The 14,107-nt window shown below is 59.1% G+C and carries 12 protein-coding genes; 3 read left to right on the forward strand and 9 right to left on the reverse strand.

What is annotated here, in order from left to right; translation table 11 throughout:
• Window positions 1–24: 24 nt before the first annotated feature.
• The 3 genes from AC097A_RS07720 to AC097A_RS07730 all read left to right on the forward strand — a co-directional run bounded on the left by AC097A_RS07720 (window position 25) and on the right by AC097A_RS07730 (window position 1,831).
• Complete coding sequence (locus AC097A_RS07720) at window positions 25–981, forward strand: LysR family transcriptional regulator (RefSeq protein ID WP_479620389.1); 957 nt, start codon at window positions 25–27, stop codon at window positions 979–981.
• Between the two features lie 166 nt (window positions 982–1,147).
• Window positions 1,148–1,375: a hypothetical protein gene (locus tag AC097A_RS07725; RefSeq protein ID WP_315494665.1), complete on the forward strand. Its 228-nt coding sequence runs from the start codon at window positions 1,148–1,150 to the stop codon at window positions 1,373–1,375.
• Between the two features lie 168 nt (window positions 1,376–1,543).
• Window positions 1,544–1,831 carry a hypothetical protein gene (locus tag AC097A_RS07730; protein ID WP_315849779.1) on the forward strand — a complete coding sequence of 96 codons (288 nt, stop codon included), beginning with the start codon at window positions 1,544–1,546 and terminating at the stop codon, window positions 1,829–1,831.
• A gap of 484 nt (window positions 1,832–2,315) precedes the next feature.
• On the opposite strand, the gene AC097A_RS07735 is transcribed toward AC097A_RS07730, so the two are convergent.
• The 9 genes from AC097A_RS07735 to AC097A_RS07775 all read right to left on the reverse strand — a co-directional run bounded on the left by AC097A_RS07735 (window position 2,316) and on the right by AC097A_RS07775 (window position 14,002).
• A complete protein-coding gene (locus AC097A_RS07735) occupies window positions 2,316–2,783 on the reverse strand; it encodes a DUF2716 domain-containing protein (RefSeq protein WP_479620390.1) in 468 nt (155 codons plus the stop codon).
• Between the two features lie 488 nt (window positions 2,784–3,271).
• A complete protein-coding gene (locus AC097A_RS07740) occupies window positions 3,272–3,856 on the reverse strand; it encodes a DUF4019 domain-containing protein (protein ID WP_479620391.1) in 585 nt (194 codons plus the stop codon).
• Window positions 3,857–4,042: 186 nt separating this feature from the next.
• The gene (locus tag AC097A_RS07745; RefSeq protein WP_479620392.1) at window positions 4,043–4,471 is read right to left on the reverse strand and encodes a hypothetical protein; all 429 of its coding nucleotides are present in this window, start codon (window positions 4,469–4,471) and stop codon (window positions 4,043–4,045) included.
• 8 nt (window positions 4,472–4,479) lie between these two features.
• The gene (locus AC097A_RS07750; RefSeq protein ID WP_479620393.1) at window positions 4,480–5,394 is read right to left on the reverse strand and encodes a hypothetical protein; all 915 of its coding nucleotides are present in this window, start codon (window positions 5,392–5,394) and stop codon (window positions 4,480–4,482) included.
• A 469-nt stretch (window positions 5,395–5,863) separates the two neighbouring features.
• Window positions 5,864–7,243, reverse strand: coding sequence for a response regulator c-di-GMP phosphodiesterase, NosR family (nosR, locus tag AC097A_RS07755; protein ID WP_479620394.1), 1,380 nt, complete (start codon window positions 7,241–7,243; stop codon window positions 5,864–5,866).
• Window positions 7,240–8,700 (reverse strand): ATP-binding protein, encoded by a 1,461-nt coding sequence (locus AC097A_RS07760; RefSeq protein WP_479620395.1) that lies wholly within the window; start codon window positions 8,698–8,700, stop codon window positions 7,240–7,242. The genes nosR and AC097A_RS07760 overlap by 4 nt, the downstream gene beginning before the upstream one ends.
• 12 nt (window positions 8,701–8,712) lie before the next feature.
• On the reverse strand, window positions 8,713–9,555 hold the full coding sequence (locus AC097A_RS07765; protein WP_479620396.1) for an HDOD domain-containing protein: 843 nt from the start codon (window positions 9,553–9,555) through the stop codon (window positions 8,713–8,715).
• Entirely contained in the window at window positions 9,552–9,701 is a 150-nt protein-coding gene (locus AC097A_RS07770; protein WP_161499907.1) for a hypothetical protein, read from the reverse strand. The genes AC097A_RS07765 and AC097A_RS07770 overlap by 4 nt, the downstream gene beginning before the upstream one ends.
• Window positions 9,698–14,002, reverse strand: a complete 4,305-nt coding sequence (locus tag AC097A_RS07775) for an EAL domain-containing protein (RefSeq protein WP_479620397.1) — start codon at window positions 14,000–14,002, stop codon at window positions 9,698–9,700. Before AC097A_RS07775 ends, AC097A_RS07770 begins: the two co-directional genes overlap by 4 nt.
• Window positions 14,003–14,107: the final 105 nt, after the last annotated feature.

The raw sequence follows: 14,107 nt of genomic DNA on the forward strand, positions 1-14,107 counted from the left end.
CACTGCATGCACTCTGTCAACGTTATGGAACCAAAGAAACCACCCCCTCGCATTGCCCAGCGGGCACCCGCACTGGATGCCGACGCCCTGGAGCTGTTCGCCCGCGTGGCCCGCGCCGGCAGTTTTTCATTGGCAGCGCAGCAGGTGGGGCAGACCCGCGCTGCCGTAAGCCGGCGCATTGCGTATATGGAGCAGCGCACCGGGCAGACGCTATTTTTGCGCACCACGCGTTCGCTGGCGTTGACAGCCACCGGCCGGCGCCTGCTGCCACATGCCATGGCCGTGCTGGACGCGGCCGAGCAGGCGCGCGGCACCTTGACGTCCGTGCGCGCAGGCCTGGCCGGCAGTCTGCGTATTACCTCGCTGCCCAGTTTTGGCACCACGGTGCTGCCGCCGTTGCTGCTGAAGTTTCGCGAGCTGCACCCCGAGGTGAACTACGACCTGATCATCTCGGACCGGCGGGTGGACCTGCTGCGCGAGGGGGTGGACATCGCTTTTCGCGTGACTAGCAAACCGCCGCCTGACTGGGTGGCCCGGCCCTACCTGCAGTTTCATGTGGGGGCCTGGTGCGCGCCGGGGCAGTGGGGGCCCATGCAGCACCCGAATGAGCTGGCGCCCGCGCCGCTGCTATTGCTGGGCCCGGTGTCGGCCAACCCCGAGATGCACTGGGTGCGCCGCGACGGCAGCGACGCCGTCATCTGCGCGCGTGCGCCCGCTGCGGCGCAGAGTGATGACCTGGCTGTGCTGGTGCGCCTGGCCGAAGGCGGCATGGGCGTGGTGCTGGCGCCCAGCTACTGCGTGCAAGACGCCGTGGCCGCCGGCCGGCTGGTCGAGCTGTTGCCCGAATGGAGCCTCAACATCCGCCAGGGCAATGCCGTGCAGCTGCTGACCCTGCCGCGCCCGCAGCTGGGCGCGGTGGCACGGGCGTTTGCCAAGTTTGTGCAAGACAACGCGCCAACGGTTGGGCCTGCAGGTTTGTGACCCTTGCCGCCATAGGCACTAGAGAGGGCATCCGGTAGCTGCCCACTATCAAACAGGTTTTTCGATCAATTTGTTTGTGGCCTTGGGCCGGTGATTGACACGGCGTGGTCACACAGGCTGCGCACCATCAATTTCCCCCAAATTTTGGGCTGGCGAGGAGGTTTGAATGGACAGATCGAGTTATCGCATCGAAAGTTCGGACATCATGGTCGGGCCGCTGTTGCCCCCGGCGGGCTCCCACTACGTGCTGGTGCATGACCGCGGGCTGGCGACCGTAGTGGCGGCCAAAAGCGTCACCATTCCGTATGGCCGGGAAATCCGGGTGGTGCTGGTCGCGACGGGGGAGGTTGTCTTCCGCAAGACCGCAGCCTTCACCGGAATCAACGTGGAGTAAAACCACAGGTTGCTATCAAAAGAGAAGCTGCTCGCGCAATAACTGTGGATGCTAGAGGCCGATTTGGCTTAAAAACTCGAAGCTGAGCGGCGCTGGGTGGCGCCTTGCCCAGGGGCTGGTACCGGTGCCGTGGGATAGCGGTTACGCTTTTTGCGTTAGGCTGTTGCCATGGCTAAAACACTTGTCAGTCTTTACGTGATTGCGGTCCTCGCCTTGTTCGCGACTGCCGTCGCCATTTGGCGCCTGCAGTGCGAGAGCTTCGGGTGCATGGGCTTGGGGGTTGCCTGGTTTGCTTGGGCAATCGCGTTCTGCGTCACCCTGGTTCTGGGGCTGTTCGCCCGCAACAAAGCGGCTTTGGTGGCCGGTTTCGCGCAAGCTTGCAACGCTGCCTGGTGGCTTCAATGGCTGCTGGGCCTGGCCCTTGTGGCGGCTTGGGTGGTCAAGAAGGTGATGTAGAGGTGTGACGCGATTGGTTGGGTACCGATTCACATTCTTGGAAATCCGCTTCCGCCGCGAATTCCAAGCCTCTGTAGACTGTTAGCCGACATTGCTGTGATACCCAACAACCGTGTCTCCCAAGTTGTGATTTGGAAACCAAACACCAAATGTGACTAGTGGTCCTGCATTGGGAAGAACATGATTTTGGTCCAAGTCTGTTACCGCAATATCTTCAGTAACGCTAACAATCATCTCGTTTGCGCGAGGGTAGCCAAGCGAGTTCAAAAGACTCTCCGCCTGTGCTCTCGATATTGCCGTGACACCGTACCCTAGACCAGGGCGGGTGGAAAACCAAAAGCGTTTCAACATACTGGTCTCAAATAGTTTTCGAGCCGCAGTCTAGTCAATCGCTGCAGGTCGAAGGATTGCTAGTGTCTGCTTCCACCTCGTAGCCGAGGCCCCTACAGACTGATAGCCGACTTTCGCATCGCACCAAAACGCATCAAAGTGCATAGCCACCTCTATTGCGGATTGCATCGCCAAGGATTGATGGCCGCTTTTTCAGAATTTCATTAACAAACACGTCTCCAAAGAAGCAAATACTGCCTTCCCAGGGGTGACCGAAAGTTCCGCTTTGCATACTTTTTTCTAAAAATATTGCGTAATCTCCATCGGGATAGCCATTCACCGCAAAAGACGTTGCATCGATTTTGATACCGAAGCATTCATGCTGCCAGTCAAGGTAGTAAATCTCCTCAAAAGGGCCAATCGCTATCGAAAATGCATGGAAGACGACATCTCTCAGCTCATCAAGATCGGAGTCTTTGTACTGATCACGAAGGCGAAAAGTGATTGAATGCAATGGCTCCACGATGGCAGGAAATGGGCCATTAACAGAGGGATGAAATTTGAACGCTTCGTAAAACGCGTCCCATACTTCTCTGTATTCAGTGCTTTCGAGGCTGCGCATACTCTGGAATACCTTTTGATTTCAACAAGTGCAGAAACAAAACTATCGCCACTTGGGTCTGTCATCGTAAAAACCGTTTCCGCTCCTGTGCCAAGGCGTCTCCAGACTGATTGCGGTCGCTACTTGGCTAAGTTTGCACCGCAATGCGGACAATATCTGATTTCGATACCCCCACCGCCAGCATTTGGTGCAATGGGAATGAACCAGCCTTTGCTCTTCGTCCACCACTCATATCGGACGTCGAAGTAACAAGCGCTCGTATGTCGTTCAAAATCAGCGCAACATGCTTTGAATGAACGAGGTAATCTTTTCGTGCCCTCTGGGCATACGGAGCCGTCAGCATGTGTTTTTTCTGTGGTCATATCCCCTCGTTCGTATGATTCTGTGAACGTCCGCTTCCGCCGCATAGGCGAGGCGTCTACAGACTGAAACCAGTCATACATCGCGCTCTAAAGCGGTCTTTCAATTTGGGTTCTATACAGCAGGAACTAACAGCGAAAGTGCGCTCGAACTTTCTCAAGGTCGCCGGGTTTTAGTTTCGCCATTGTGGCCTTGTCAACGACATTGACTTCCTCTCGTACTTGCAGAAACTGCCCGTCGGGCTGTTCTTGCCAGACAACATAGCCGCAGTGAAGCGCGAGATTAGTGAAGTCGCTGGAATAGTCAACCGCAACGTAGAGCCCTGGCCCAGCTTGCGGTGTGTCCTTGTACCAAGTGACTGAGCGCAAGCGCCTAGACTGAACCGGGCCAGACTTGGCGTTGAAATCCTCCAAAAGTTTTTGGAATGTACTTTGCTGAACGTACTGCTTCTGTCGCGGCGAGAGAAATGCATAAGCATCATCGACTCTATTGGAATCGCGCGCCGCAAAGTAGGCCCTTGTCGCCGCCAGTACAAAAGCCTGCTGCTCAGGAGAGGGCTTCCACGCAGGATCTGCGTTCGTAGAAGCAATATGCTGCTGGGTAGGCTGGCTCACATCCTCTGCAGCACGCTGCGGTTCAAGTCCATATGCTGCAAAGACTGTAAGGAAGATCAAGCCAAAGATGACGATTCGAACGGTGCGGAGAGCGTGCATGCGATGCAAATGAATGAGTAGATGGTCTGAGTCGCAGGTTACTTTACATCGAGTATCAATTTCCGCCGCAGAGCCGAGTCGTCTAAAGACTGACTACAGACATTCACTGCGCTCCGAAGCAGTCGTAAACAGTCAAATCCAGCGGACCAGCCAGAGTGGTTGGCGCAGGTCCGCTTGAATGTAAGTTCAAATCGCATACGGCTGGATGCAGGCGACAAGGGAATTGCGTAGACGATCGTAGTCCAGCCCCTTCGGCTTCCGCAATGGCTTGTCCGGAAGGTCACGAATGATGGCAGAACTTAGTTGAGAGAGGAGGGACGGCTTCTTCGCAGCCACCTTGAGTAAATCCGGATCGATGACCACGTGCAAGGCAAGCGTAGGATTGCTTCCATTCACGTCGGTTAGGCGACTCGCCGCTGGAGCCTTTGGGAGACTCGAAGTCGAGAAGACAACAATCATGGTGCAGCCACTCGGCCAGCCAAAGTCACTGTCCCCAATGGCGTGATTCAGCCAGTCCTCCAGGAACAGGCGGGCATCGTTGAATTCCTCGGCTAGGCCACTGTCCTGGATAGATGAGATGCGGAAGCGCATACCTTGCGGTTTAACGTTTGACATGAGGGGCGTCATTGCCGGTTCGTTGGCAAGCCTAGACGACCTGTTGCAACTCTACGACCCAAATTTATAAGGGTACTGTTGCGCGTTCTGAGCTTTAGCCTGACATCGTCCCAGTTCAGAAAGATCGGCAAGATAGGCTTTCGCTCTTCTCCGTCGATCTGCACAACAGAGAGCCCAAGAGTGCGGCCACTATTCAATGCGGCATAGGTGTCAATTAGTTGCTGGAGCGTTTGTCGTGCTTCCGGTACGACTTGATCGAGAAGACCCCGAACTTGAGTATGAACTTGACCTAAGCCTTGTAGGTACTCCCGCGAGGCTTGGATGATTTCGACGTCCTTGGGCATTTCGGCCAAGGTTTTCTTGTGGAACTGGGAATCTTCCTGCAGAAACTTCTTCTCTGTCACGAGTTCAAGCCGTGTTTCGAGAACGGTCGCGGGTTCTACTCCGGTCCATCGGGAGGCGTGTCGTACTACGTGAACAGCTAGGCCGGAGTGCTGAACATGATTGCGAAGGGCTTCCATGAATCTGTACGAGAACTGAGCATCGTATTGCTCGGCAGTTGCCTGCTTAAAGAGTTTTCGTGAAACCTCAGCATCGTGAGCGCAATCGGCAAGATGCTGCGGGGCGTGATCAAGATACAGGCGCGCAGCGCTGAGGAGATTAACGACCCTTCGATTGGAGTTGGAGCGCACTTCAAAGAGATCTTCATACGAATGAATTTCTCTTACGACAGACGATGCTGCGGCGCATAGCGCGTCCTGCTCAAGTTCTAGGAAGTTGGCAAGCAATAAATCGTAGGTCTCTTCGAGCGCAAAGGCGGCGTTCAGAGCGGTACGTGATTTCCGCGCCGCATGGAACTGCTCCTCCGTGATGGGGATTTCAGGAGTGGATTCCAGGACGGCGAGACACAGGACAAGATTCATGACGCCCAACGCAATTTGTACCGCAAAGCACTGCGGGACAAATTGGGAGTGTGGTCTATCAAAATTGGCATTTACCCATATCCAGCCTGCGCAGGCTGCTCTCATAAAAATAGCGACAAACCCCGCAGTCTGCTAACCCCGATTTTGGCAACTCAATCAGGACCTGAATATCCCCCATTCGGGTGAAATTCTGAACGACTGCTTCCGCCGCATACCGGCTGTCCATCCTACCCGCCTAGCTCACACATTTTGAACGTCGGTTATCCGGCGTTGAATCTGAAGCCACCGACTTCCGCTTGGGGCCGAGTTCTGCCGATGACGCATCAGTGTCAAACAATCAGCGCATTGTGTGCGGAGTTACTGCCTACAAAAAATGCTATCAAAAGAGAAGCTGCTTGCGCAATAACCACGGGTGCTAGAGCCACTTTTTGCTTGAAAATGAGGCGGCGTGCAGTTGAGGCGTTTGGCCTCAAATCGCCGTCGCGTCATCGCCGGTTGGAATTTTCACCGGGGGTGGGACGTAACCCTTGGGCACCCGGATGTAGGCGGTGAGCTCCATGCCGGTGGAGCGCTCGTAGTCCACAATTTTGTCGATCAGGCGCTGGTCCAGCACGTGTTTGGCGGACAGCATGAGCAGCCCGTTGGGGGTGATCAGGTCGCGGGCGAGCACCATGCCGGATATGAGCGCGGGGGACAGGGCGGCCAGTTCGTCATAGGGCGATTTTTCGGGCTCGGGTTTGGGCACGGTGGGCCAGAGGATTTCCTTGAAGGCCTCCACCACGCGTGGGTCGTAGCGTTTGCCGCTGCCGTGGATGATGATGATCTTGGACTCTTCCGGGGTCAGGCGCCGCTGGGTCAGGGTGCCGATCTGCATGTTGTCGTAGTCACTCGCCAGAACGAGGATGCGCGCGCCCAGAGGAATGTCTTCGCCGGCCAAGTGGCCTGGGAAGCCGGAGCCATCAAAACGCTCGAACTGGGCGCAGATGTATTCGGACGATTTCTGCAAATCCTGCAGCGGCATGAGCAACTGCTCGGCGTGCAGCGAGTGTTTGCGGTAGGCCTCCAACTGCTCGGGCGTCATCATGGCCACGGGCGTGTTGAGCAGTTCGTCGGCAAAGCCGACCTTGCCAATTTCGTGCAGCAGGCCCGCCACAAAAATTTCTTGCACCTGCTTGCTGTCCTGCCCCAGTTTTTGTGCAATTTTGCGGCACAGGTCAGCCACGCGGCGAGAGTGGCCCGCCAGGTTGCCACCGCGCATTTCTATGAGGGTGGAAAACACCTTGATGGAAGTGATGAAGCTGTCTTTGAGCCTGTCGTTGGCAACCTTGAGCTCCGCCGTACGCTCCGAGACTTTGGCTTCCAGCGACGCGTTCAACACTTGCAGCGCTTCGTTCTGCTGCTGCGTCAGGGTCTCCAGCCGGGCCTTCTCCAGCGCCAGGGCCTGTCGCTCCAGGGCCTGGCGCACGATGAGGCTGATGTCTGTGTCGTCCCAGGGTTTGGTGATGTAGCGGTAAATCTCGCCGCGGTTGATGGCGCCTATGGTGGAGCTGATGTCGGCGTAGCCGGTGAGCAGCAGGCGCACCGTGCCGGGCCAGCGCAGTTTCACCTGCTCCAAAAACTGGGCGCCGTCCATCTCTGGCATGCGCATGTCCGAGATGACCAGGTCGATCTGCTGGCTGGCCAGCACCTCCAGCCCGGCCTTGCCGCTCTCTGCAATGTGGACCTTGAAGCCTTGCCCGCGAAACAGGCGCCGCAGCGCCGAGAGGATGTTGGGTTCATCGTCCACGCACAGGATGCTGAACGCGGCCATCGTTTCTTTGTGGCCCAGGTCGGGCGTTTCAAGGGTCATAGTCGGTCGCCAGATTCAGGGGTTTGGGGCTGCAGCAAAGGAAGCGTGACGCGAAAGGTGGTGCCCTTGCCGATCTCGGTTTGCACCTCAATGTTGCCATTGTGTTTTTGCACAATGCCATACGACAGTGACAGGCCCAGCCCGGTGCCTTTGCCAATCGGTTTGGTGGTGTAGAAAGGGTCAAAAATTTTGGGCAACACGTCTTTGGGAATACCGCTGCCCGTATCGGCCACCTCAAACCACACGCTGTCCTCCAGGCGGCCAGAGCGCAAGGTGATGACGCCGCGCTCCGGCCCCATAGCGTGGGCGGCATTGACAATCAGATTGAGCACCACCTGGTTGATCTGTGAGGGCATGCACTGCACATCGGGCAGGCTGCCCAGTTCGCGCACTACATCGGCCTTGTATTTCACTTCGTTGTTCACCACGTTCAGCGTGGTTTCTATGCCCTGGTTCAGGTTGGCAAACTGCCAGTCCAGGGTCTTGTCCACGTGCGAGAAGTCTTTCAGGTCTTGCACGATTTCGCGCACCCGCACAATGCCCTCGCGTGACTCTTTCATGAGGACCGGAATGTCCTCCTGCAAAAAGTCCAGCTCAATGCTGTCACGTGCCTCTTTCAGATGGGCCTGCATGGCCTTGTCGCTGGTTTTTTGCTCCCACTCGGCATACACCTCCAGCATGTGAAACAGGTCCGCCAGGTATTTCTCTAGCGTGCCAAAGTTGGAGAAAATGTAGCCAATCGGGTTGTTGATTTCGTGCGCCACACCCGCCGCCAGCTGCCCAATAGATGCCAGTTTTTCGGACTGAATCAGGTGTTCGTGCGCCTCGGTCAGCTTGGCATTGAGGGCGTTGAGTTCGTTGTTGCGGTTCAGCAGGTTTTGTTCGGCCAGCTCGCGCCGGTCCACATCCTCGCGCAGGGTCTGGTTGACCTCGGCCAACTGCGCCGTGCGTTGCTCTACCACCAGCTCAATCTCGGTTTGCGCTTTCAGCAGGGCGGCTTCAGCAATCTTGCGTTCCGAGATGTCCTGCAGCGTCTCAATCGCACCAATCAGGTTGCCATGTTCGTTGCGCAGCGGCGCGGCCGTAAAAAACAGCCAGCGCCCGCCTTGGCCCAGGGTGGGAAAGAAACCCTCGGCCTCGTAGGCGTCGGCAATCAACAGCGAAGCGCGGTACTTGTTCTGGTACAGGTCGTCGATGATTTCTTTCATCGCGCCGTCCACGATCAGGTCGGCCATGACCGGGCGGTCGTAGCCATAAAAAACCTGGCCGAGGCCGACTTTGCCAATGTAGTCTTGCGCGGCAATGCCCAGCGTGGTGGCGCAAGCCTTGTTCATATGGGTGACCACATGGTCGGCATTGATGATGAAGGTGGCGACCGGGCTGCCTTCAAAAAACACCGTCTGGTCAATGCTTCCAAAGCCCAGTCCGGTTGGCAAGCTGTTGCTGTGGGCGTCCATGTGTGGTCTTTCTCAAGAGTCCAGCACACTGCTGGCGGCTTCGAATTGTTGTAACACCTTGCGCATCACCCTTTGCAGGGCTGCGTCGTCCAGCGCCAGTGTGCTCCAGACCATGGCGGGGATGGGTGGTACCGCCTCGCCTGGGTCCTGCGCCAGGTCCAGGGCGTGTGCCATGGCGTCCGCTGCCAGCACGATGATGGGCAGCAGCCCCTTGTTGCCGGCCCGCACGGCGTGGTGGCAGGCCACGGCTTGCTGCAGCTCCTCGGGCAACTTCCAGTGCTGGGCTAGGGCCTCGCCGACGGCCGAGTGGTCCGTGCCAAGCACCTGCCGCTCTGCCTGTAGCACGCTGCAGTCGTGCTGCGCGCGGTAGGCCATGGCCTGCTGGTATTCGGTGGGCAGGTGGGTGGCCAGTGCCAGCCGCCCTACGTCGTGCAGCAGACCTGCCACGTAGGCAATGTCGGTAGGGCCGTCGGTGGCCTGGGCTAATTCGGCGGCACACAGGGCGGTGGCAATCGAGTGGCGCCACAACGATGTCACGTCAAACCCGCTGCGCCCACCGCCTTGCAGCCCGTCAATCAGGGCCGAGGCCGTGGCCAGGCGGCGTATGGTTTTACTGCCCAGCACCGTAACTGCCTCGTGCACGGTTTTGCTGCGGAAGCTGGTGCCGTAGAACGAGGAGTTGGCCAGCTTGAGCGTGCGCGCAGACAGGGCCTGGTCTTGGCTGATCTTCTGGGCCAGCAGCGTGTTGCCGACTTCCTCGTGTCCCAGGCTTTGCAGCAGGTCCAGCACCACGGCAGACAGCGAAGGCAGGCTGTTGATCACCGGCGCCAGATCGGGCAGGGCGGGGGACGTCATGGCTGTGCCGGTGTTAACAAGTCTTGCAACAGGGCCTTCAGCACTTGCGCGCCCGGGTCTTGCGCCACATGCCGAAACAGGTAGTCCAGCCGCTCCTGGGTGGGCCAGGGCAGAGGGGCGGCGGGTGGGCTGGTCGTAGCGGTCACGCAGCCCCCTGGAGTTCGGTGAACGTAATGAGCATTCCCTTGGACTGTGAACGCACGCCCATGCCGCTCCATGCGATCTGCAGGCTGCGCGCACCTAGTTGAAATGGCTGGGCTGTGTGTTCTGCCAAATCGCTGATCACAGCGTGTACCGCGGGCAGGCATTGCGACAGCGCCTCGCCCAGCAACAGGCCGTGGTCGCGCAGCAAGGTGTCGGCCCCTTCGTTCACAAAAGCCACCAGCCCATCGTCGCCCACTCCAATCACCGGCAGGGGAATGCACTCCAGCGCCTCCCGCACGATGGCCAGCGTGGTCTCGTCACGCAGCACCTGGTTGCGGGTGGTCTCCAGCACGGCGTTGAGCTGCATATTGGCCGACACCAGCTCCTGGTTGGTGGTGCGGATCTTGATGTCCAGCTGCTGGTTCTCTTCCTGCAGCTCCTTGTATTCAAAGGCTTTGCGGATGTGGTCGCGCAGCTGCTCGTCTTCCCAGGGTTTGGTCAAGAAGCGGTAGATCGAGCCCTCGTTGATGGCGTCGGTTACCGATTGGAGCTCGGTGTAGCCCGACAACACGATACGGATCGTGTCCGGGTGGCTGGCCTTGGCGGCGCGCAGAAACTCCACCCCCGTCATGCCGGGCATGCGCTGGTCGGAGATGATCACGTCCACATTGTGTTTGGCCAGAATGTCCAGCCCCTCCTGGCCGCTGCTGGCGGTGATGATGTTGTGACCGTCGCGGCGGAACAGGCGCTTGAGCGAGGCCAGTACATTGGCCTCGTCGTCCACCAGCAGCAGGGTACGCTGCGGCTTGCGGAAGCGCAGCAACTCGCCCGGCAGCTGCAAGGGCTGGGCAAACAGTGTCTCAATCGTCTGTGCCGATACCGAGCGGGAGAAAAAGTAGCCCTGTATCTCATCACACACGTTGGTGCGCATGATTTCGCACTGGCTTTCGGTTTCCACCCCCTCGGCAATCACCTTCAGGCCCAGGCCATGGGCCATGGACACGATCACGCGAACAATCACGATGTCGGTCCGGTTGTTGGTGATGTCGCGCACAAAGGACTGGTCGATCTTCACCTTGTCAAACGGAAAACGCTTGAGGTAGCTGAGCGACGAGTAGCCGGTGCCAAAGTCGTCCAGCGAGAGGCGCAGGCCCATGGCCTTGAGCTCCCGCAGCATGGCCTCACTGCGGTCCACATCCTCCATCAAGGCGCTCTCGGTTACCTCCAGGTAAATCAGCGAGGGGTCGATCTGGAAATCGTCCAGCGCACGCCGGACCTGTGCGAGCAAGTCCCGGTCCCGAAACTGCAGGGGCGATACGTTGACCGCCACGTGCGGCACTACGATGCCTTTGCGCTGCCAGTTCTGGATGTCCTCACAGGCCCTGCGCAGCACCCACTCGCCAATCCCCTTGATCAGCCCCGACTCCTCGGCCAGGGGAATGAACTCCACCGGCGACACCCGGCCCAGTTCGGGGTGGGTCCAGCGCAGCAGGGCTTCCATGCCGCTGATTTGCCCCGATTGCAGGTCGGCCAGGGGCTGGTACTCCAGGCTCAGCTGGTTCAGCCCGATGGCGTTGCGCAAGGCCTTGGTGAGGTGGTCGCGCGCCAGCACCTGCTGGTAGATGCCCTCGTTGTAAAACTGGAAGCTGCCCCGGCCATTGGCCTGCGCACGGTGCATGGCAATTTCAATCGCATTGAGCAGGGCATTGCAATCTGCGCCGTTGTCGGGGTAGGTGGCAATGCCAATGGTGGCGCTCAGGGTCAGCGTTTGCCCGTCCACCTCATAGGGCTGGCCCAGCTTCCACAGCAGGCTGGTGGCCAGGTGGGCTGCGCCTTCGGCCTGGGTGCCGGGCAGCACCAGCACAAACTCCTTGCCGCCCGTGCGGGCCAGGGTGTCCTGGTCACGCACCGACTGCCGCAGCCGCTGCGCCACCTGCTGCAGCACCTGGTCGGCCGCGGCATAACCCAGTGTGTCGTTGATGGTCTTGAAGTGGTCAATCCCCACCAGCATCATGGCCAGCGGCTGCTCGGCGCGCTGCACCATGCTGATGGCGTGGGCGGCACGGTCTTGCAGCAAAAAGCGGTTGGGCAGGCCGGTGAGCGGGTCAAAGTGCGAGAGCCAGTTGATCTTCTCCTGGTTGGCCTTTTGTTCGGAGATGTCGCTGAAGGTGCCCACAAAGTTGCAGACCTTGCCACCCGCATCGCGCACCACGCTGATCTTGAGCCACTGCGGGTACTCGGCCCCGTTTTTGCGCCGGCTCCAGATCTCGCCCTGCCAGGTGCCCTGGGTTCGTACCGCGTCGGTGATGGCCTGGTGAAAGTCGTCGCCGTGGCGCTCCGAGGCCAGCAGGCGCGGTTTTTGCCCAATCACATCGGCCTGCGCGTAGCCGGAGATATCGGTGAACGCCTGGTTCACCAGCACCACGCGGCCCTTGGCGTTGGTGACCATGATGCCCTCTAGCCCCTGCGCAAAGACCTGCTCCGACAGCTTCAGCATGGCCTGTTGTGCCTTGCGCTCGGTAATGTCCAGGTGCGCTACCACCACGCCTGCGCCCTCGGTGCCCAGCGGCGTCACGCTCATGCTGAACCAGCGCTCTTGGGTCGGGCTGTTGCAGGGGTACTCCATAAAGAAGCTGGGCAAACGCCCCTGCAGCACGGCTTCAATGCCTTCGAGCGCTTTCTGGCTGTCGCTGGCTACGTCGGTCTGCGGCAGGTGGCAGGCTTCCAGGTAGTTGTCGCCCGGCCCTGCGCGCAGTGCGCTGATGCCTTCCGGGCTGCCGTTGTCCACGCCAAAACGCCGCCAGGGTGCATTCACCGCCAGAATGGTCCCACGCGTGTCCAGCACCGCAATCTCGGCCACCACTGAATCCAGAATCGCCAGGCTGAAGGCCTCGCTGTGGCGCAAGGCGTCTTCGGCCAGCTTGCGTTGTGTAATGTCAAGCCGTACCCCCATGAGCCGCAACGGTTTGCCCGCGTCATCCCGCTCCAGCGCCCGGCCAATCACCTGCATCCAATGGTAGTTGCCATCGGCGTGCTGCAGGCGTCCTTCGTATTGGTAGTCGGCCGACCCATTGGCCAGTGCGCTGCGGATCTGCTCCTCAATACCCGCCCGGTCTTCCGGGTGCACTCTGGATAGCCACAGGGCCCGGTTTCCTGGGCCTTCTTCGGGGGCATAACCTAGCATGGTGTAGTAGGTGGGCGACGCATACCAGGTGTCGTGTCCGATGTCCCAATCCCACACGCCTACTGAGGCCGCGTCGGTCGACAGTTCAAAACGCCGCGCCATGGTTTGCAGCCGGGCGGCGCTGCTGACGGTTTGCTGCCACGTCTGGTTGAGGAAGTAACACAGGGTCAGCACGACAGCCGACGCGATTCCCCAGATCGTTGCCGCAATCCAGGCCAAACGCTCCCACGGTGCCAGCAGCAGTGGGTGCGAAATGCCGACCGCCGCCACCAGCTGGGGGTACTCCTGCAGTTGCCGATAAGAAAACATGCGCGTCACCTGGTCGATAGGGCTGACACTCTGAAAATTGCCATGGGCGTTGGCCGGCAGCAGCGTCTTGAAGAGCGGCCTGTCCCCAAAATTTTTACCCATGATGGTGGCATCAAACGGCGTGCGCATCATCAGTACACCCTCTTGGCTGAAGAGGGAGATGGAGCCCTGGTCCCCCAGGTCGATGCGCTCCCACAGATTGTTCAGGTACTGGGGGTTGACCCCCATGACCATCACACCAGTGAGCGTGCCATCGGCACTGCGCAGGGGCCGCACCGCATTCAAATGCCACTTGCCAGACACCCGCCCCTGCACCGGGCTGCCCAGGTAAAACCCCGTGTCTGCGCTGTCGCGGTAGTGCTGAAAATACGCACGGTCTGCCAGGTTGACACCAATGGCACTGCCGCCCGATTCGTACTGCACCTGGCCGTTGGCATCTGTTACCACCAGCTCGGAGACAAAAGGGATTTGGTCCCGGCTTTCGCGCAGGGCGACACCAGCGCTGCGCTGCGTCAATGTGCCGCTGGTTTGCAGCTGCGCCAGTTTGTTGGCGGCCAATTGCAAACTCATATCTACCGCTTGCAAGGAGCGTGTAGTTTGCTCCTCAATGCCCAGCGCAAAAGACTCTGTCAGCCGGGCCCCTGTGTCCAATGCCAGGGTACGCAGGTGCAAGAGCACCACAAGCAAGCCGATTCCCGAAAACAGGATGGCCACCAACGCCACCCAAATGATTTTGAGTTTGACGGAGCTGCGTCCCTGGGATGGCTCAGGGTGCGCGCGGTGCGGGTCGCCAGGGTAGAGGTGGATCATGTGCCGGTGGTTAAACCATGTTCCACAGTCTAGGGGCATTGCCCGCAATCACCAAGGGCGTAATAGCGCGATTCGTCTACGGGTTTTCACTAACTACTTTTATAT

This window comes from Rhodoferax sp. XS2R6 (assembly GCF_056521365.1).